Below are 20,684 nucleotides of genomic sequence, written 5' to 3'. Positions count from 1 at the left end.
ATGACATGGCTCTCATTAAATTGAAAACATCAGATGTAAATCTGTATTCACCCTTTTCGGGTATTTGCATTTATGGTGAGGAAGAGGTCGCTGATATCGAAGCGGACGATACTGTGTTATACACCTGCTTCGAAAGCGAGGGCATTGGCTATGTATCAGAGCGAGTCGCAGAAGCGCTTAAGCAGCAAGGTATTACGGACCCTGAATCACTGTCACCGGCAGAAGTGGTAGCAATCATCGATATTCCAGACGCAGTGCTGATTGAATATGATGGCGGCTTTAATGGGTTAAGTTGGTTTTTGTTCGCACCAGCACCGTAATCATAAGACATCACTCACCTTTGATTGTTGATGGCAAACGGTAGCATGTGGCATTGGTTTTCACATGTTGAATGCATCAATGGGGTTAGTATCAACATGATACTAACTCATCGTTTATAAAAACTATTGATCATGACTTAAATGATGTCCGAGCAGTTATCAAACCCGAACAACATTGGATTGCTTTCTGCTGTCTCTATCAGCATGATGTGTTCGCGACTGAAGGCAAAGGCCTTTCGTTTACATTGCCCGTTCGGTGGCATTGCCATCACAATATCTCAATCAACAAGCGGCGTTAGCAAATTTGGCGAGCCGATTAATCCATTATGGTTGGCGTTCGTTTATCCCAGAGTTGACTAGAAAAGTGCGATAAATGGTACGCTTAGGGAAGTTAGAGCGTCAATTGCGATTATGGGCCTAATGGCGCATAAGAAGACATTATGTTCAACGAGTCATCATTGGCAGAACATGCCAAAACACCCTATTAATAGGATGTTTTGAGGAATAACGACGATTCTATCCACGAAGTCCGCTTTTCACTCAGTTACAGAAATAATTAACGGAAAGAAAGGCATGTAATCACCTATTTGAGCGAAAGTGATTTTGAAATAAATTTCGCGCTTCGTACCAAAGCTTCTGTAAGCTCGTTAACTCAGGTTCTGGGGGAACTAATGCAATTACTTGTTCTAAAAGTTCACAAGCGAGTTTATGCTGATTGTTCACGTACGCTTTACTTGCCTCGCTCATTAACAGGCAAGCCTTAACAATATTGCCACCAGAGTCTATTTTTTCCTGAGTATCCAAATCAAATCGGTTCAGGCTTTTTAACCGATTAATTCCACTACAAAGAAACTCCGTTTTCGTTTCATGATTGGAAGCAAGCTTTGGCCCTTCTGGTGTTTTAAACGCAAAGCGTGGATACAGTAACTCGGATGTAATTAACGACTCGTTGCAAATAACGTAGTCAATAATCTGCTTTGTACACCTTTCGATTACGAGGTAATTTTCTACCGGCAAGTCATTGATGAATTTATCCACCCCCTTTGAAATATGGTGTGCAAACACGAGTTCTTCATTCGTATTAATACCTTTTTCAACAACATCGGAAATATTGTTAAGCAATATCTGTATGACACCATGCTTTTCGGCATCAATAGTGGCTAACCTCAACAATCTATCGAAGTGGCTCTGCGTTTCACAAAAAGCATCAATGTAGTCATAGTATTCGAATGTTAACTCTAGCCTTTGTATAGCTCGCGGCGATAAACGGCCTAATATAGTCATGAGACGTGAATAACAGTTTTCCAGGCAGGGCCTTTCTGAAGGCTGGTTATGCAGCATTTCTTTAATGAGCTGTAGTAACTCAAGGGCGGAGTCGCACTGTGACGGTGAAAAATGATGAAGCCCCTTTTCCGCCCATTTCTTGAGCTTGGAGCCCCGCCATTTTTGTACACCTGTTTCAGGGTCTGTCGTCGCAGGATGGTAGCCTTGATACAGTTCCGCCATGATAACGCCCACAGCAAAAATGTCTGGTTCAAAACCTTCGGCTGTTGTGCCGTCATATTGTTCGGGGGCTTTGTAGCAATTGGTGCCCCCTGCATGTCCATCATCCCACGCATTCACAACACCAAAATCGGCGAGGCGAACCATGTATTTACATGCGTCGTCGTCATCCGGCTCGACTATTCCTTTAAACTTATTCGTGAGATCTTGATAAAGGATATTCTCAGGTTTGATGTCCTGGTGGTATTTCATGCCTCGGGCTTTTGCCGCCAGCAACGCTTTAATGATTTGAATGCTTAGAATGAGTGTGCCAGCTAGCGAGGGGCGAGAGTCTATTAGCTCTCTTAAATCCCCCTCGCAGTAAGGCATACAAATAAGTGGAAAACCATTCACCTTCTCAATGTAAAAAGGTGTGATAACCATCGGATGTGATGAGATTGAAAACCAATTTTTAGCTTCTCTGTTGAATCGTTCAATATTGTCCAACTTTTGTTCTTCGAACTCTTGGACGGTTTTAAAGGCGACTTTACTGTTGCTCCCTGCTTGTTGAACGATAAATATCAAGCCCCCCCTGCCACGTTTTGTATCCACAATTTTGCCGCGAAATACGAAATCTTCGAGGTAACCTTTAAGTTGCGTATCCATTCTTTTAATGATCCATGTTGACTAACTTACGGCAGCGTTCAAACTTCATATCGCTGAAGGTGCACATCTCGTGAAAAGCGCTTTTTGTTTTCTTTGGTATCGTCAATCTGACTAAAGCTTCTTATTCGGCCGTTGGTTTTGGATGGCTTACTCTGTAAATAAATATCTGAAGAGTGCGACAGGGCTCCTTCCGCTCGAATAGAAATTTTGTGCTTGCCACTTCTCTCTTCCATGTCCATGACACACACATATTCTCGAAATTTGCCGGTGAGGACAGGATTAAGCGTTAAGGCTAGCTTTTCCGGAATAATGACGTTGAATTTGCCATTGTTTTGCTCGTTTAGCGCGATACGTGCAGATGGCGCTTTGATTGGGTCCATTCTAGTGGAATGAAGATAACAACCTAGAATATTTGTAATTTCATAGTTATTACCAAACATAAAATCTTCATTGAAACGCTCATCAATATACCGTGAGAACCCCATTCTTGTGCATAACTCACGAAATTCACCGGCGCTATCACACAAGGTAGCCATGTTAGTTTCGTTAATCTCAAGTTCCAGCGCCGTTATCATCACTACAATTTTTTCAGGGACAGGGACATTAAAAGATGAAGTCAGTTTATCCGATGACTTCTTAAGGTTGTTATAAAGTCCCAGTGAAGAGGAAAACACGTGATAAAGCACTTCCAACATGGATAAAGTGGGGCAGGAAGACGCGTAAATAGCCCCAAAACTTTTAGCGGGGTTAAAACGTCCGCCAATTTTTGAATTAAAATCCGCACTTTTTTCGAAAAATGTAGCACTTTCTGCCACAACATTTTTAATCATCTGATGTCGGGGAAGTTGATTATTTTGTTTCAACCACCAGTTCGAATAATTGTTTTCCGCATGGGCATCGTCATCGAGCATTTTCCACCGATATTGGTGTTCTTCATCAATCAAAAAAGTAAGTCGACTAAATTCTATACTGCGATATAACTTCATTAGTAGACCCCTCCAACGGAGGATTCAAGGTCAACAAATGCGAAGTAGAACTCCTCTTGAAGCCTGTCTTTCTGCGCTAAATTTTCTCTTAGTCGTTGACCTGTGTTGTCTAGTGAATTCAGAGTCTTCGAGCTTACCTTTTCTTTGTTGGCTAATTTTGCGTCCAATTCTCGGACTCTTTCCTTGTCTTTTCGAATACTCTCATCAAGCCTGATTAGCTTACTAGCGAGGACTGAAAGCTTGTTGGTTCCCAACCCTTGATGATATGAATTCGGTAACGTTCCTCTTAAATACCATGAATTAGATAGTCTGGAGTCATTGAATTTAGTTTTGATAAAGAGACTAATATTGTTCGCCACGGCCAAAAGCGCTTTTCGCTTTTCGGGATCTTCAAACTTTTCAATTACATCGAGATAATCCTGTGGCAGCAAACTCGTCAAACTAGATGTAACGGTATTTTTCGCGATGCCGGTATGGAGTGCTTGCACGTTGTTTGTATCGTTGAAGCCCACGGTTTCTAGGGCTGTAAAAAAATTCTGCACGGTTACTTCCTTGTTCTTTTTCTTTCGTATTCGACTCAAAGATAATTACATAGGCTTATTCAATAGCATGCCTTTACATGTATAAAAAATGAAACTCAAATAAGTCCATCAATTAAATGATTAAAGTAGGTTATTTCGATAAGCAGTACAACTTTTCGTATCGATCCGCAGAACCGTGAACTTGCGTTTTAGAACATGCTCAAAGAAGTAATTTTATCTCGACGCAAAGGCGAATTAGAGCAGTATAAGCTGTTTGCTAATGATCCGGCTCTTAAGGCTGCTTGGGCTTAAAGCATGCAAAACTCGATAGGACTTTAAGCAAAAAAACGAACATAGAATTTAAAGCTTATCTATCAACTGGTTAAGCCTGTTAAGATGAAATTTAGCTTTGATATTGTCTTCGTTTTAATTTGCTCCATACATTAGACCACCTGCCCTGCTGCCCAACCACTGCTCCATGCCCACTGGAAGTTAAAGCCACCGAGCCAACCAGTTACGTCAACCACTTCGCCAATGAAGTACAGGCCTTCGACATTTTTCGCCATCATGGTTTTTGATGATAGGTCCTTGGTATCTACACCGCCTATAGTAACCTCGGCAGTGCGATAGCCTTCTGTGCCGTTTGGCTTTATTTGCCAATTCTCTAGGGTATCAGCAATGGCGTCGCACTCGCCGTGAGTCAGCTGTTTCACCGGCACGTTGCGCCAACTATGATACTCAATAAGGCTCTGTACCATACGCTTTGGAAATACTTTATTTAAACAGGTGGCAAGCAATGCGTCTGGCGTCTCTGTGCGTGCAGTCTGTAGAACCGCAGTAGCATCATCATTAGGTAGCATGTTGATACTTAAGCTGTCACCCGCTTCCCAATAGCTGGAAATTTGGAGCATGGCAGGGCCGCTTAACCCTCGGTGGGTAAACAACATCGCTTCTTTAAACGTAGTATTGTTGCAGCTGGCATATACATCAACTGCGATACCGCTAAGCTCTGCCAGTGTGTCTTTATCTTTATCGTGCAAGGTAAAGGGAACAAGTGCTGCGCGAGTAGGTAAAACGTTAAGACCAAATTGCTGCGCTATTTTATAGCCAAATGGCGTTGCTCCTAGCTTTGGCATGCTTAAACCGCCGGTAGCAATTACAAGGGATTCACATTCATACTCACCATTCGAGGTTGTAAGTGAGTACCCACTTTCATTCATTTCAACACTTAGAATCTCGCAACGAGTAGTAATCGTCACATCCGCTTTGTTGCACTCGTTAAGCAGTAAATCGACGATCTCTTTGGCGCTATCATCACAAAACAGTTGGCCCAAGGTTTTTTCATGGTAGGCAATGCCATACTCGGCAACCAAGCCAATAAAGTCCCATTGGGTATAGCGACTTAGTGCCGACTTACAAAAGTGAGGGTTTTGCGAAAGAAAGTTTTCAGGGCCTGCATACATATTAGTGAAGTTACAGCGGCCACCGCCGGACATCAGGATTTTTCGGCCCACTTTTTTGGCGTGATCAAGCACTTCTACGCTGCGTCCACGCGCGCCGGCCTGCGCCGCACAAAAAAGCCCTGCAGCTCCTGCACCAATAACAATTACATCGCGCTTGATCACAATTAACCTCTAGGAAAAACGGCCAATGGATGTGTGGTTATTAGCTGTACGAAGGCGCGAGTACCGGGCTTTATAGCATTTTCGTGGCTTACTCGTACTTTAAGCTCGTCGCCGCAATCTAAGACAACCGCGTAAAGCCGACTTTCGCCTTCGTAGCGTACCCATTCAACCGTACAGTTAGTTTCACTAAGTGTAGCATCTAAGCTTAAATCGTCAGGGCGTACCAATAAGTCTACGTTACCACTTGCACCTTGAAGCGGTGTGCCTGGCACATTACCAATATCGGTAACCACTGTTTTGTCTGTATTTGCTGCGCTGCTATCGAACGTCGCACTTAAGAAGCTCGCCTCGCCCATAAAACGCGCCACAAAACGGCTGGCAGGAGAAGAGTAACAGGCTTCAGGTGTGTCTAATTGCTCAAGCACACCTTTATTAAGTATACCCACTCTATCGCCAACGCTTAGCGCCTCTTCTTGATCGTGCGTTACCCAAATAGCAGGTACGCCTGCTTTTTTTAAGGCATCGCGAATTTCCCAGCGCAAGCTGTCTTTTAGCGCAGCATCAAGGTTTGAAAGGGGTTCGTCTAGCAATACAAAGGAAGGTTCGTGAGCTAGCGTTCTTGCTAGCGCAACGCGCTGCTTTTGACCGCCAGAAAGACGTGTAGGTTTTGCATCGCGGAAGTTATCTAGGCCTAATAATTGAAGCCAATGATCGGCCAGCTTAGTGTCTTTTAAACGAAAGCAAACGTTCTGCTGAACGGTAAGATGAGGAAACAACGCAAAGTCTTGAAACACCATACCCACGTTACGCTTTTCAGGCGGAACATGTTTGTTTGCTGTACTCTCCCATTTACCTAGGCTCATAGCACCTTCTGAAATAGGAATAAGCCCAGCCAACGCTTGCAAAATGGTGGTTTTACCGCAGCCGGTTGGCCCCACCAGCATCAGGATTTCGTCTTGTCCAAGCTCAAGATTTAACTTGTCGACAACGCGGGTAGACCCATAATTCACAGACAAATTATTTACACTAAGCATTACGAACGATCATCCTCGGTAACGGTAAACTGGGCTTTTCTTTCGCCCGACAGCATGAGAATTAATCCCACACCTGATAATAAAACAAGTAAAAGCCCCGGCACGGCTGCGCGGCCAAAGTAACCCGCTTCGTAAACACGCCACATATAGGTAGCTAAGGTTTCAAACCCTGTAGGTCCTAACATAAGCGTTGCAGGTAGTTCGCGCATGGCTTCTAAGAACACAAGCGCTGCACCCGCTATCATACCACGAAGGGTTAATGGCAGCGTAATTCGCATAAATGCCTCACGCGGGCTAGCGCCTAGCACACGAGCGGCTTTTACCAGACCTGAATCAATATTCTCAGCCGTACTTCTTACACTTCCCACAGCAAGTGGGATAAAGCGCAGTACATAAGCCATCACAAGCAGACTTAACGTTTGATAGAGCGCTGGCAACTGAAGGCCAACATAAACCAGGGCCGTCCCCATTACGATACCCGGAACCCCAAAGCCAAAATAAGTAATGCGCTCCATAAAACGTCCAGCTTTTCCGGCAATAGCGGCGTGAGCCACCGGAATGGCTAGTAATACAGCAACAATCGCTGCAATAAATGACGCATGAGCTGAGTTCCACGCATAGCTAAATTCAAAACCGCCGGCGCCTTCTCGCACTAACCACAGCGTAAAAATAGCAAGGGGAAGCACAATAGCCATAAATACCACCGGCATAGTAGCCAGCAACATTAGGTTTCGCTGCCAGCGAGCAGGAAACAACGATAAATGCTTACCTGGGCGCTCTTGAGCGCCACTAATACGACTTTCTATAAATAGAATAAGCCCAACAATAACCATTAGCTGAAGGCTCAGCATGGCGGCTTGACTAAGACCGAAGGCGTTATACTCAACAAAAATAACACGGGTGAAAGTGTCAAAGCCCATTATTGCAGGCGTACCAAAATCGGATAACGCATAAAGTGCAGCAAGGAGTGCCCCTGCGGCAACGCTATTCACAACACGCGGTAAAACCACTCGCCATAAGCTTGCGCCTAAGGTTAACCCTAACGTACGCGCCGCGTTAACTAAGCTTGCATCTAAACTCAGTAAGCTTGAACGGGTTGTCATCATGACAAATGGATAAGTATAAAGGCTCATGACCAGCGCAGAGCCCCAAAGGCCGCTGATAGGTGGCGTGCTAATTCCCAGTACGTTTTCAATTTCGCCACCTGTGCCAAATGAAAAGTACATCGCAAATGCGCCAATGTAGCTTGGTAGTGCTAATGGCGCGGCAAGTAAAATGAGCCAAAACCGCTTAAATGGCATCTGCACATAAGCGGTTAAAAAGGCAAGCGGTACTCCGATAAGTACAGAGCCAATAATGGTAAGCACCACCAATGACACCGTGTTCGCTAGTACCCTTAAGTTATGGGTATCAAAAAGTTGCGCACTATCTTGAGCTAGAGAAAACAAAACGCCGACGGGCAATAAAGCCATCAGCGCGATAAGAAGTGCCAGTGGATACGACTTTGGCCAATTTGTCACAGTACGCCAACTTCCCTCATAAGATTAAGTGTAGGGCGTAAGTCAGCCAGTTTACGAAGGTCCATTTCAGGCGGTGACAGCGTGCTTAGGTCAGCTAAGCCTTGCGGCTGTTCAACCCCTTGAACCAGAGGTATTTCGTAGGCTTCGCGAGCAAGATAAGACTGAACTTCGTGCGAAAGCAGGTAACGAATAAAGTTAACCGGCAAGTCACCGTCGCTCAATGCCACAATACCAGACGCATTTACTAGGCAACCTGCGTCGCTTTTACTGTACGCAAGCGCTACGTTTGCGTTCGGCTTACCTGATTTAAGGCGAAGGGTGTAGTAGTGATTCGCAAAGCCGATATCGACTTCACCACGTTCAACGCCCATCACTACACCAAGTTCACCTGCGTACTTTTTCGAGTGCTTATTAATGCCTTTAAGCCATGATTTAGTGGCTTTATCGCCCTCTAAAATGCGCATTGCAGTGACAAAAGACTGAAACGATGAGTAGGCGGGTGCCCAGCCAATTTTTAAATCGCTGTCGGCTAATGCCATCACGCTTTCAGGGATTTGCTCCGGTTTAACACGCTCAGTGTTATAAGGCAGTGTACGCACACGACCTGTTACCGGTGACCAGCTCGGGTACTGAAAATCTTCACGCAGCTGCGCAGTAAGGTCGTCTGGCAACGGCTTAGCCGCGCCAGCATCAGTAACCATGCCAATAGAGCCCGTGTCTACGGCCCAGAAAAGGTCGGCGCGTTTAACGCCTGCCTTAGTCTCAGCGACGATGGTGTTGGCTAATGCCGCAGAGCCGCCGCGTCTTATTTTAAGATTAAGCTTTGGATTGCGCTTTTCCATGGCCTTTAGAACATTCTCGTACAAGCCACCTTCACCACGACCTAAGTAAAGTGTGAGATCACCTTCTAATTTAGGCAGTGACTCAACTGACACACTGCCTGTTTGTGTCATAGCGTGAGCAAAACTAAATGGCAAACCAGATAATGCACCGGCCGCTGCTAAGCCTTGTAAGAATGTTCTACGTTGCATACACCTTCCTTAAAATACGTCTTTACGACTTTGTTCTACTTCAACCAAAAGTGCGCGAGCGCGGTCAAGTTTGGCCTGCATAGACTCTACGACCTTACGAACTGAATCAACGCCAGTGTCTTTTGAGATAGCTTGTGGAAGCGTTACGTTAAAGTCTTTCTCCAAGTCTTCAACCAAAGCTGCGTTTTTCGCAATCAAATCACCTTCCACACCTTCAAATCGTTGAAGGTAAGTATCGTGAACGAGTGTAGTTGCTACTTCGTGAAGCTGTTCCGCGTATTTAGCAACAACACGATCAAGACGTGTTTTAATATCGTCGATAACTTCAGGGCCTGTGGTAGGTTCTTTTTCGGTGGTTTGAACCTTGTTCACTAAGCCTTTCTTTTGATACTGGGACGCAAGTTTAACTGCGCCTAACGCCTGCCACAAGGCATGATTTAGCTTCTCTTGCTCTTCGCGCACGTCTGCAACAGGCTTGCCTTCATCAATGGCGACTTTCACACCATAAATACCTTGCCAAATAGAGGCGTAAATAGGCACATACTGGGTTTCAATAGCAGAGTGAAAATCCACCTCTTCCCAATACTCAATCAGTGCATCGGTCTTAAGCGATTTATCTTTTGCTTCATACGCATCAACAACACTGCCAAACTTGCTTTCTAACCAATGTACCTCTTCCGTATATTCGCCGATGTGCGCGTGAAGATTGTTCACGTGATCGCCAATGGCACCGTTAGCAAGCGCCTGAGAAGATAGCATCGAGAAAGTGACCGCAGAAGCCAGTACCAAAGCACTCATTTTTTTCAGTGTTGTTGTCATAATTATTCCTAAAACATTTGTCTTTTCGCGCAAATGATACTTATTATCATTAAGCAAGTAAAGGTAACTGAACGAGCCCACATGCTAAGTAACGTAGTGTGTTAGCCCTTATTTTTTCTGCACTTTCGACACAGAATACTGCATGTAAGTTCATTAACCTTCACTGAACGTACTGATATTCAACGCTATTTACAGAGCGCCAGATCATACATAGGTTACATTTTAATGAAAATGGCAACCAAGTATACGCTTAACTAAAGAATACAAAGCCGCATAGATAGTTGCCCACTCAGAAGCTTGCCAGACCTTCTCGAAGGGCGAGTAATTAACTATGCGGACTGGTATTAACGAACCTTCACAAACATCTAAACGAAAAGAGCCCGCAACCTTAGTTGCGGGCTCTTGATATTATTAACGCCGTAGTTTCGGTCTTACAGGCTATCTAGCATGGTTTGCGCATCGCTAACGTCGAAACGACCTGGGTCTTCAACGTTTAGCTTTTTCACTTCGCCATCTTCCACAAGCATGGAATAACGTAACGAACGCAAGCCGCCGAAATTGCCCGTGCTCATGTCTAAGCCAATTTGCTTGGTAAAGAAACCATTGCCGTCTGCCAGCATTATGATCTCTTCAGCGTTGCTCGCTTTGCCCCATGCATCCATAACAAATGCATCGTTCACGCTTAAGCAAATAATACTATCAATACCTTTGGCTTTAAGCTTATCAGCAAGCGCTACATAGCCCGGTAAGTGGGCTTGAGAACAGGTCGGTGTAAATGCACCGGGTACCGCAAACAATACAACGCGTTTATCCGAAAACAGTTCGTTCGTTCCTGGGTTGGTTATTTCGCCGTTTTCTAAAAGGCTAAAATCTACTTCAGGCAAAGTGCCCCCAACTTGTATCATGCTACTCTCCTAGATTTTTTTGACACAAATACACATCAAATCTGTGTTTTTTGCTTTCAATAGCCATTGATGCTTTTATTCCTGCCAGCACGTCTGCACTGTTTGGGCGTTTCACCACTACCCGGTGCGTGGCTAGCTCTAGTGCTGGCGGTAACAGCGCATCTGCGTCTGGGTCATGACCAAGCAGTTGCTGAAACAGCCGCATTTCCTTTTTCACCAAGGCTGACTTCTTTTTGTGTGGGAACATGGGGTCTAAGTAAATAGCGTTCACATTCTCACCAGTGAAGTATTGCATTACCTCAGCACTATTTCCATGTTGAAGCGACATTTTAGCTGCAAGTTCCGGAAAACTAAGCGCTAATCTGCGAATACCATCTTCAAGCAAGGCGGCAACCACGGGCGATCGCTCTATCATAGTGACCTTGCAGCCAACGCTTACCAATACAAAGGCATCACGACCTAGCCCAGGCGTTGCATCCACTACGTGCCATGCTTCATTGCCTTTAAGACCAATGGCCTTAACAATGGGCTCTTTGCGCCCACCGCCGTGCTGCTTGCGATACAAACTTGCCGGCGAAGCAAAATCAACTTCTACCGGATTCACTTTTTTCTCACCTGCGTCGGCAAGTCCAAGCACGCCGTTTTGTACCTGCAAATACAGGCCTTCGCTAGGCTTTTCACTGCTGCTAACAACAGGAAAACCCCACTTTTCGCTGATTGCACTAATTAATGCAGCGTCATCCCTATTGGCGTCATCACAAATAATTAAAGGCACATGATTAAGCATGACCGTACTGTTCCTTATGCCCTATCCATCTATTAATGATGGCTTGAGCGTGAGAGGGGTATTTGTCCCAAAGGGTATAGGCAATTTCCTGAACCTTAGGGATAAGAGCGGCGTCGCGTACTAGGTCTGCTATTTTAAGCTCGGCCATTCCCGTTTGCTTAGTACCCATAAATTCACCCGGGCCACGAATTTCCAAATCGCGCTGGGCAATATAAAACCCGTCGTTAGATTCGCGCAATACGCCAAGGCGCTGAGTAGCGGTTTTCGATAGTGGGCTCTGGTACATAAGTACACACTGACTTTCTACCGCACCACGCCCTACTCGGCCTCTAAGCTGGTGAAGCTGCGCTAAACCCAATCGTTCAGGGTTTTCAATGATCATGATGCTGGCATTAGGCACATCTACGCCTACTTCAATAACGGTAGTCGCTACCAATAAATCCAGCTTTCCGTCTTTAAAGTCGGCCATAACCTGCGCTTTTTCTGCAGGCTTTAAACGCCCGTGTACCAAACCAACGTGTAAGTCTGGCAGCGCGGTACGAAGGGTAACCGCAGCGTCTTCTGCTGCCTGACACTCCAACACTTCCGATTCATCAATAAGCGTACACACCCAATAGGCTTGGCGGCCGTTTTCTTTACAGGCCTGACGTACGCGCTCAATTACATCGGCGCGGCGTGTATCGGGTAATACCACGGTTTGCACCGGTGTTCTGCCTGGTGGCAACTCATCAATAACCGAGGTGTCTAAATCGGCATAAGCTGTCATGGCCAACGTTCTTGGAATAGGCGTCGCCGTCATAATTAGCTGATGAGGGTAGCGACCTTGCTGCTCGCCTTTATCGCGCAGAGCCAAACGTTGATGTACACCAAAGCGGTGTTGTTCATCTACAATAACCAGCGCTAGCTGCTGGTAGTTCACGCTCTCTTGAAAGATGGCGTGAGTACCCACCAGCATTTGAATGTCACCTGCTTCTAAGCGGGCTAATACTTCGTTACGGGCTTTACCTTTAAGTTTTCCTGCAAGCCAGCCTACCTCAATACCTAGTGGTTCTAACCAGCCACGAAAGTTATTGGCATGCTGTTCTGCCAACAGCTCAGTAGGTGCCATTAACGCTACCTGGTACCCTGCACCAATGGCTGATAGCGCGGCCAGTGCCGCAACTAAGGTTTTGCCCGACCCTACATCGCCTTGTACAAGGCGCATCATAGGCCGCGCGTGCTGCATATCTTTTTGAATATCTTCCACTACCCGAGCCTGCGCCCCCGTTGGTGAGAATGGCAGTTGAGCGAGCATTTTATCGATAAGCGGCTGATTCACCTTAATAGGAATACCGGGCTGCGCGTCAGATAGCTTGCGTACTTTCAACACACTTAGGTGGTGTGACAATAACTCTTCCAGAATTAACCGATACTGAGCAGGGTGCAGCCCCTCTTCCATTTCGTGTACGTCTACATCGGGTGGCGGGCGATGCACCAAATGAAGCGCCTCATTAAGGCTAATTTGGTCATCGTAAATGCCGTCGGGCAGTAGGTCGGCCAGCGCGCCTTTATCTAGTAGTTTTAAGGCCTGATCAGTTAAATTGCGAAGGGTTAACTGCTTAACACCGTCTGTGGTGGGGTAAACTGGCGTTAGTGATTCTTCTGATGGTGGCGCGTCTTCATCCACTAATTTAAATTCGGGATGCATCATTTCAATGCCCCACTTTCCAGTACGCACTTCTCCGAAACACCGCACCGTGTTTCCCGGCGTCATAATAGACCGCTGCACTGCACCAAAGTGGAAAAAGCGTAAGGTTATGGTACCCGTACCGTCGCTAAGCTTAACCACTAGCATGCGCTTCTTTCCATACTGAATGTCGGCGCTCATTACCTCGCCCTGCACGCTTACATGGGTAAACGGGCGGCACTCTGCCACGCTATAAATCCGGGTTCTGTCTTCGTAGCGATGAGGGAGATGAAACAGAATATCTTGAAGGGTAAACAAGCCTATTTTATTGAGCTTTTCTGCCACCTTTGCGCCTACGCCTTTAAGCGCAGTAATGGGTGTAGTGGCCAGTGCTTGCATCAAGCGACATCCTTCTTTTGAAACATTAATTATTTAACCTTTGAATAGACACAAACTGGTGTTATTCAATGTGTTATAAGAAAAGAAGTGTAAAGGATTGTTGAGGGGTTGGCGAGTACGCTTTAGGCCAGTTTTTCACGCTGGCCCCTATGCAAGTGAGGGCAAAAGTAAAAGCGAAACCAATACGTTAAGCCTTAGTCGGCTTCGAGCGCGTTTGCTTCTGCTTTTGTGATCTGCATTTCTTTCCACCAGCTATCGTCGGCATCCACTTCACCAATGGCGTTAATAGCAGGCAAAGGCAAACCTTTGCGTTGGCAAAGTTTATACAAACGCGGGTAACCATTTTGAAAGGCCAATGCTTGGCACTCTTCTTCTGGTAACTGCTGGGTGTTATACATACCTGCAATAGTACGCTGGCGCTGGGCTTCGTAAAGTACTAGCGCTGCGGCTACCGATACGTTCAACGACTGCACCATGCCCATCATAGGAATAACAATGTCGTGATCGGCAACGGCTTTCGCCTCATCAGAGGCACCGTATTTCTCTTGACCAAACAAAATAGCCGTTGGCTTGGTGTAATCAATGTCACGAAAATCGACAGCGGTATCAGATAAGTGGGTTACCAACACCTGCATGCCTTGGCCTTTTAGTTCAGCCATCGCGTCGTTGATATTATCGTGATTGGTTTGACGCACCCATTGTTGGCTGCCCATAGCGGTGCCGCGACGAAACTGGTATTTCTTTTCCCACACGGTGTGAACGCGATGAATACCCACTGCATCACAGGTTCTCACTACTGCAGATACATTATGCGGCTTGTGTACATTTTCAAGGCAAACCGTAAGATCAGTTTGCCTTCTTTCCAGCACTTGTCTTATGCGCTGGTAACGCTCAGGTGACATGGCTTACTCCGGCAGTTCCATTACACCATCAATTTCAATTTGTGCACCTTTAGGCAATGCAGACACCTGAACGGCTGCGCGTGCTGGGTAAGGCTTAGTGAAGTAACGGCTCATAATTTCATTAACCGTTGCAAAGTGACCTAGGTCGATAAGGAAGATGTTCACCTTCACTAAGTCGTTTGTAGTGCCGCCCGCAGCGTCACACACCGCTTTAATGTTCTCAAAAACTTGTACAGCTTGCGCTTCAAAGTCGTCAGAAACCATTTCCATAGTTTCAGCAACAAGAGGAATTTGACCTGAAAGATAAACGGTAGTACCTGCTTTAACCGCTTGGCTGTAAGTACCAATAGCAGCAGGTGCCTTATCGGTCTGAATAATAGACTTAGACATAGTAGTTCCTAAATAATGTAGTAATTAGTGTCGTGATTGACTATGACGAGACACTCTTTGAACTTCCGGCATAGTACGTATTTTCTTCATTACGCGAGCCAGGTGCACACGGTTGTGCGTGGTAAGTTCAAGGTCAATAAAGTAGATATTACTCTCTTTCTCTTCAGTTTGCAGACCAATGATATTGGAATCGCACCCTGAAATGGTGTTCGTTAAAGTTGCCAGTGTGCCCTGATGGTTAAACAACTCTATACGCAATGACGCTTTAAATTCGCCTTGCGGGTTGTCGTCCCACTGCATGGGCAGCACGCGTTGAGGTTCTTCGCGTGTTAGCTTGCGAATATTATTACACCCAATTTGGTGAATAGTCATGCCGCGGCCGGGGCTCAATACCGCTACAATTTCATCGTCTGGAATCGGATGGCAACATCGAGAATAGTGAACAAGCAGGCCTTCTGTGCCGCGAATAGCCACATTACCTTTCTTGTCTGATAAGTCAGTTGTGCTCTCACCCAATAAACGACGCGCTACAATTGCGCTTAGCTCGTTACCAAGGCCAATATCTACTAGCAAATCGTCGAAATTAGCATGCTTAGTTTCGGCCACCACACGTTCGATATCTTCGTTTGGAATATCGTCTAGTTTAACGCTGCCTAACGCATGACGAAGTATACGGTTACCCATGTTCACCGCTTCTTGAGAATGCTGTTTACGCAGATACTGACGAATACGCGTTCGCGCACGAGCACTCACCACAAAGTTTAGCCAATTTGCATTCGGTTTCGCTTTCGGCGAGGTAATAATTTCCACGGTTTGACCGTTTTCAAGCGGCTTACTTAAGCTAAAGTTTCTGCGCTCTACGCGCACACCTACACAGGTATTACCCACATCAGAGTGCACGGCATAAGCGAAGTCAACGGCGGTTGCGCCCATCGGCAATTCGATAATACGTCCGTCTGGTGTAAATACGTAAATTTCATCAGGGAACAGATCGGTTTTTACCGATTCGATGAATTCAAAGGATGAGCTGGCCGACTGCTGAAGCTCAAGCAGGCTTTGCATCCACTTGCGCGCTCGAAGCTGTGCGGTGGTGCCATTATCGCCAGGCTCTTTGTAAAGCCAGTGCGCCGCCACCCCTTTGTCTGCCATTTGGTCCATTTCCTGGGTTCGAATTTGAATTTCCACAGGAATGCCGTGCGGGCCAATTAATGACGTATGCAACGACTGATAGCCGTTGGTTCGAGGGATAGCGATATAATCTTTAAAACGGTTTTCAATAGGCTTGTACAGCCCATGCATAGCACCAAGGGCGCGATAACAGTTATCTACCGATTGAACAACGATGCGAAACGCATAAATATCCATTACCTCATTGAACATAAGTTCTTTGTTTTTCATTTTGCGGTAAATGGAATACAAGTGTTTTTCGCGACCCAATACATTCGACTCAATTTGGTAGGCGTCTAAACGAGTGTTCAGCTCTTCGCGAATGTTTTCGATAATCTCTTTACGATTACCGCGGGCCTGGCGCACAGCAGACTTTAGTGCGCGATGACGCATAGGATACATGGCCTGAAAACCTAAATCTTCAAGCTCATTTTTAATGTCGTGAATACCCAAGCGGTGGGCGATTGGCGCGTAGATTTCTAGCGTTTCTAGCGCAATGCGGCGGCGCTTGTCTGGTCGTAATGACCCGAGCGTGCGCATGTTGTGCGTGCGATCAGCAAGCTTGATAAGAATAACCCTGATGTCTTGCACCATGGCCATCATCATTTTACGGAAGTTCTCCGCCTGCGCTTCCTGTTTAGTGCTAAACGCGAGTTTATCTAGCTTACTAACACCTTCTACCAGTTCAGCAACGGTATCGCCAAAAGCTTCGGCTAAGTCTTCTTTGCTGTAATGGGTATCTTCAATAACGTCGTGAAGGAGTGCCGCCATGATCGTTTCGTGATCAAGGTGCATGTCAGCCAAAATACCGGCGACGGCAACTGGGTGAGTAATGTACGGATCGCCGCTTGAACGCATTTGTCCGTCATGCGCTTCTTGCGCAAGCACAAAAGATTCTTGTACCAACTGAACGCGGTCGGCTGGTAAGTACTCTAAAACTTTCTGCTTTAAACCTTCAAACAAATACACGGTGAAGCGTGACCCTTATCTAACGTTACAACCCTAAGAATACGTTTAATTGTGCGAGAAGCCAATACGCCAAAAGCAAAGCGCCAGTGCTTTTTTCAAAGCACTGGCGCTAAAATACCGATAAAACCGTTAAAAAGAGGTTTTATTGATCAGATAGGATGTTTGCTACTGATGCAAATTCAGCATGTTCTTGCTGCTCTTGAGCTTGAAGTTCTGCTTGTTCAAGCGTAGCAGCCGTTACCAAACCTTCTTCAATTTCACGAAGTGCTGTAACAGTTGGCTTATCGTTTTGAACGTCAACCATAGGATCTTTGCCTTCAGTGGCAATTTGACGTGCACGGCGTGCAGCAACAAGCACTAGGTCAAAGCGGTTACCAATTTTATCTACGGCATCTTCTACAGTTACGCGAGCCATGTATTTCTCCGAAAATTAGGTTGAGCAAGTTATTCAAAAAACGGCCGCGTAGTATACACAGATACGTAGCGCGATCCTAGCGTTTTGTTTGAATTTGAAGCAGTCAGATCATGCAATTTATGCAGCGATCGTTCGATGCTAAAACAAAACACGTATTGTTAAGTTAAGCTTACGCGCTACCGAGCAGTTCGTCCAATAGCACTTGATGGCGCATTTGTTGTTTTCCCGTGCGAAGTCGCTGTGCTGTAACGATGGCTTCCAAATCGTTTAATGCAGTCGCAAAGTCGTCGTTAATAATTACGCTATCGAACTCATTGAAATGAGACATTTCAGCTACAGCTTGTGCCATACGCCCTGCAATGACTTCTTCACTGTCTTGACCGCGATTATTTAAACGCTGCTCTAGCACGTCGAGTGAAGGCGGAAGAATGAAAATACCGCATGTGTCTGGCATAAGCTTTTTGACTTGGCGCGCGCCCTGCCAATCGATATCTAAAAATACGTCAATACCACGGTGCAAAGTTTGTTCAATCGTCACGCGGGATGTGCCGTAATAATTGCCAAATACTTCTGCGTATTCAAAAAACACACCCTGTTCAATCAGCGCTTCAAACTGCTCTCGGCTCACAAAATGGTAGTGCACGCCGTCGACTTCACCCGGACGAGGTTGACGTGTTGTATGAGATACAGACACCTGCATTGGCGTAGCTGTATTGCTTTCATACTTTTCCATTAGCGCCTTTATAAGGCTTGATTTTCCTGCTCCAGAAGGAGCTGCAAGAATGAATAAGTTGCCGAGTAGTGAAGCCATAGGGTATTAAAATTCTTTCAAAATGTGGTGATTTCAAGTGGCAATGATAGCATATTAAGCGGTTGTGCCGTACCTTTCATTGCATAGTGAAAACTTGGTTCATTCTATCAAGCTTATGCCGATGGGTTACCACAGCAAAAATTAATGGGGTCAGAGTACTTTTTCTGGCCCTAAATGTACTCTGACCCCAAAACTAGGAAATAAAGCATGACTCAGCAACTTCTGCCGTGCGTAGAGATAAACCCATCCACTACGCCTGATGCCTGCGTTATCTGGCTTCACGGTCTTGGCGATTCAGGCCATGGTTTTGCGCCTATTGTGCCCGAGCTAAAACTGCCCGAATCAATGGCGGTTAAATTTCTCTTTCCTCACGCTCCAGAACGCCCTGTGACTATCAATGGCGGCATGAGAATGCGCGCTTGGTACGATATCAAATCGTTAGATTTTGAAAGCCGTGCGGACTTAGAGGGTGTAAAAGAGTCGGCTGCTCAGGTAGAAGCGCTTATCGAAGCACAAATTGAAAGTGGCATTCCTAGCGAACGTATTGTACTTGCAGGATTTTCTCAAGGCGGTGTTATTGCTCTGCACTTAGCACCTAGATATGCCAATAAATTTGCAGGTGTTATCGCTCTATCTACTTATATATGCGAGCCATCACTTCTTGGAAGCGAAGCAAAAGACACAAACCGCGAAACGCCAATTATGATGGCACATGGTGAGCAAGACGAAGTGGTGCCGGTATTTATGGGCAATGCTGCGTTCAAAACGCTGAGCGAAAGTGGCTTTAATGCCACGTGGCAGACTTACACTATGCAGCACAATGTTTGTATGCAAGAGCTTAACGACATAAGTGCGTGGCTTCAAAAAGTTCTAGGGTAATGCCTTAAGAGCCTGTTGGCCCTTGCTGCAAATTACGTTCATATAATAAAACCCAACAGGCCCTAGTATTTGAACAAAAGAGAAAGCTGGTGACGCAACAAAAGCCAGCTTTATTCTTAGCGTAAGTGGGTACACGTCTATCGATTGCAAAGTTGCGCCTTCCGTCTCTTCTTTATTTCGCGTTTATTCCAATAACTATTCGACGACTCTGTTGCGCCCCGCATTTTTAGCTTTGTAAAGATTGTCATCGGCCTGCTTCAAACAAGCGTGCAAGTTTGTATCAGTAAGCGCTGTGGCTACACCAAAGCTTGCGGTTATGGAGTGATTAACATCACCCTCTACAAACGGATTAGCTTCAATCACCTTTCTCATTTTTTCCGCTAATTTTACCGCTTGGCTCAACGTTGCATGAGGGAATAGAACCAAAAACTCTTCACCACCGGTTCTTGCCACCACGTCAGTAGTTCTTACTGCTTCTTTCATTAGGCGAGTGATGTGTATAAGCACTTCGTCACCAATATCGTGGCCATAGGTATCGTTGATTGTTTTGAAATGGTCAATATCTACCACCACCGCACTTAAAGGGAAATGAGCACCGGGATCTTGCATTGCGCGTTCAAAAAAAACAGCTTCAAGGAATCGCCGGTTAGGAAGTTTTGTAAGCGGATCGGTATTAGCCTGCCGCATGCGCTCTAGATTTTCACGCAGCATTTCTTTTCTACTTTGATGCCAGAAATTTTCACCTATAAAGGCGACGCAAATGAAACAGAACGTGGCGATTAGGAAACGGGAAACATGTTCTGCTGGGTACTCAGCCACTATTTTTTCTTGATTGTAGAGCATAAAAATAGCGATACCCATGGTTACTGCTACGTAAACCATGGCGGGCTTGAAACGCACAACAACTATCTGAATAAAAAGCAGGGGAAAAATAAAATAAAGCCCAGTGTTATTGAGCCCGCCGGTATAAACCAAGCCGTTTATGGTGAATGCTACCACTAAGCCTGCTAAATAATAGAAGACATCGACGCGAGGGAACATATGGGATAACGCCACATTGGCGTACACAAAAGCAGCTGACCCCGCCAGCGTTCCAACGAGCAATGGATTGTTTGTACCCATGTTGATCCACGCCATAAACGCCATAATGGTGCCACCAACATAAGATATGAAATATAGCGTTAAGCGCCTTCGTTTTGCTTCCGCTTCATCTTGCTGAGCACTTCTAAGTAATTGACGCAACGACGAACTGTCCATAAAAAGACTTATCTCCGCATTTAAAACTAATTAACCATTATTCCTTTCAGCATAGACTGAATGTTCAATAATAACCAAGGAGAAAACTGCGCCTAATTTCAAACATTAATACAGAAAATGCGTATACTACGGG

At 45.6% G+C, this 20,684-nt stretch carries 19 protein-coding genes; 2 read left to right on the top strand and 17 right to left on the bottom strand.

Annotated elements, in window-relative coordinates; translation table 11 throughout:
• The first annotated feature begins 5 nt into the window (after positions 1-5).
• On the top strand, positions 6-320 hold the full coding sequence (locus ACFI6L_RS08080) for a hypothetical protein (RefSeq protein ID WP_462573749.1): 315 nt from the start codon (positions 6-8) through the stop codon (positions 318-320).
• A 579-nt stretch (positions 321-899) separates the two neighbouring features.
• Here ACFI6L_RS08080 and ACFI6L_RS08075 read toward each other — a convergent pair.
• From ACFI6L_RS08075 to gmk, 16 genes are all read right to left on the bottom strand, one after another.
• On the bottom strand, positions 900-2,468 hold the full coding sequence (locus tag ACFI6L_RS08075) for a protein kinase domain-containing protein (protein ID WP_462573748.1): 1,569 nt from the start codon (positions 2,466-2,468) through the stop codon (positions 900-902).
• A gap of 38 nt (positions 2,469-2,506) precedes the next feature.
• Positions 2,507-3,454 (bottom strand): RES family NAD+ phosphorylase, encoded by a 948-nt coding sequence (locus tag ACFI6L_RS08070; protein ID WP_462573747.1) that lies wholly within the window; start codon positions 3,452-3,454, stop codon positions 2,507-2,509.
• Positions 3,454-3,996: a hypothetical protein gene (locus ACFI6L_RS08065; protein WP_462573746.1), complete on the bottom strand. Its 543-nt coding sequence runs from the start codon at positions 3,994-3,996 to the stop codon at positions 3,454-3,456. Before ACFI6L_RS08065 ends, ACFI6L_RS08070 begins: the two co-directional genes overlap by 1 nt.
• 422 nt (positions 3,997-4,418) lie before the next feature.
• Positions 4,419-5,600, bottom strand: a complete 1,182-nt coding sequence (locus tag ACFI6L_RS08060) for a BaiN/RdsA family NAD(P)/FAD-dependent oxidoreductase (protein WP_462573745.1) — start codon at positions 5,598-5,600, stop codon at positions 4,419-4,421.
• Between the two features lie 2 nt (positions 5,601-5,602).
• Entirely contained in the window at positions 5,603-6,634 is a 1,032-nt protein-coding gene (locus ACFI6L_RS08055; RefSeq protein WP_462573744.1) for an ABC transporter ATP-binding protein, read from the bottom strand.
• On the bottom strand, positions 6,634-8,154 hold the full coding sequence (locus ACFI6L_RS08050; protein WP_014975321.1) for an ABC transporter permease: 1,521 nt from the start codon (positions 8,152-8,154) through the stop codon (positions 6,634-6,636). Before ACFI6L_RS08050 ends, ACFI6L_RS08055 begins: the two co-directional genes overlap by 1 nt.
• On the bottom strand, positions 8,151-9,185 hold the full coding sequence (locus ACFI6L_RS08045) for an extracellular solute-binding protein (RefSeq protein ID WP_462573743.1): 1,035 nt from the start codon (positions 9,183-9,185) through the stop codon (positions 8,151-8,153). Before ACFI6L_RS08045 ends, ACFI6L_RS08050 begins: the two co-directional genes overlap by 4 nt.
• 9 nt (positions 9,186-9,194) lie before the next feature.
• Positions 9,195-10,004, bottom strand: coding sequence for a hypothetical protein (locus tag ACFI6L_RS08040; protein ID WP_101563245.1), 810 nt, complete (start codon positions 10,002-10,004; stop codon positions 9,195-9,197).
• 431 nt (positions 10,005-10,435) lie between these two features.
• Positions 10,436-10,909, bottom strand: a complete 474-nt coding sequence (locus ACFI6L_RS08035; RefSeq protein WP_014947810.1) for a peroxiredoxin — start codon at positions 10,907-10,909, stop codon at positions 10,436-10,438.
• 1 nt (position 10,910) lies between these two features.
• Complete coding sequence (locus tag ACFI6L_RS08030) at positions 10,911-11,696, bottom strand: class I SAM-dependent methyltransferase (protein ID WP_075177646.1); 786 nt, start codon at positions 11,694-11,696, stop codon at positions 10,911-10,913.
• Positions 11,689-13,761: an ATP-dependent DNA helicase RecG gene (gene recG, locus ACFI6L_RS08025; protein ID WP_462573775.1), complete on the bottom strand. Its 2,073-nt coding sequence runs from the start codon at positions 13,759-13,761 to the stop codon at positions 11,689-11,691. Before recG ends, ACFI6L_RS08030 begins: the two co-directional genes overlap by 8 nt.
• Positions 13,762-13,955: 194 nt before the next feature.
• Complete coding sequence (gene trmH, locus ACFI6L_RS08020) at positions 13,956-14,663, bottom strand: tRNA (guanosine(18)-2'-O)-methyltransferase TrmH (RefSeq protein WP_014975317.1); 708 nt, start codon at positions 14,661-14,663, stop codon at positions 13,956-13,958.
• Between the two features lie 3 nt (positions 14,664-14,666).
• Positions 14,667-15,053 carry a RidA family protein gene (locus ACFI6L_RS08015; protein WP_014975316.1) on the bottom strand — a complete coding sequence of 129 codons (387 nt, stop codon included), beginning with the start codon at positions 15,051-15,053 and terminating at the stop codon, positions 14,667-14,669.
• 24 nt (positions 15,054-15,077) lie between these two features.
• Complete coding sequence (spoT, locus tag ACFI6L_RS08010; protein WP_462573742.1) at positions 15,078-17,189, bottom strand: bifunctional GTP diphosphokinase/guanosine-3',5'-bis pyrophosphate 3'-pyrophosphohydrolase; 2,112 nt, start codon at positions 17,187-17,189, stop codon at positions 15,078-15,080.
• 142 nt (positions 17,190-17,331) lie between these two features.
• Positions 17,332-17,604 (bottom strand): DNA-directed RNA polymerase subunit omega, encoded by a 273-nt coding sequence (rpoZ, locus tag ACFI6L_RS08005; RefSeq protein ID WP_014947805.1) that lies wholly within the window; start codon positions 17,602-17,604, stop codon positions 17,332-17,334.
• A 169-nt stretch (positions 17,605-17,773) separates the two neighbouring features.
• Positions 17,774-18,415, bottom strand: a complete 642-nt coding sequence (gene gmk / locus ACFI6L_RS08000; protein WP_014947804.1) for a guanylate kinase — start codon at positions 18,413-18,415, stop codon at positions 17,774-17,776.
• Positions 18,416-18,622: 207 nt separating this feature from the next.
• Here gmk and ACFI6L_RS07995 point away from each other — a divergent pair, with 207 nt between their 5' ends.
• Positions 18,623-19,294, top strand: coding sequence for an alpha/beta hydrolase (locus ACFI6L_RS07995; RefSeq protein ID WP_462573741.1), 672 nt, complete (start codon positions 18,623-18,625; stop codon positions 19,292-19,294).
• A 195-nt stretch (positions 19,295-19,489) separates the two neighbouring features.
• Here the strand turns inward: ACFI6L_RS07995 and ACFI6L_RS07990 are convergent, their stop codons facing one another.
• Positions 19,490-20,551, bottom strand: coding sequence for a GGDEF domain-containing protein (locus tag ACFI6L_RS07990; protein ID WP_014947802.1), 1,062 nt, complete (start codon positions 20,549-20,551; stop codon positions 19,490-19,492).
• Positions 20,552-20,684 lie beyond the last annotated feature (133 nt).

Source organism: Alteromonas sp. G4i35 (genome assembly GCF_054960375.1).
The sequence above is the reverse complement of the archived record's forward strand: the minus strand, read 5'-3'. Positions and strand labels throughout refer to the sequence as shown.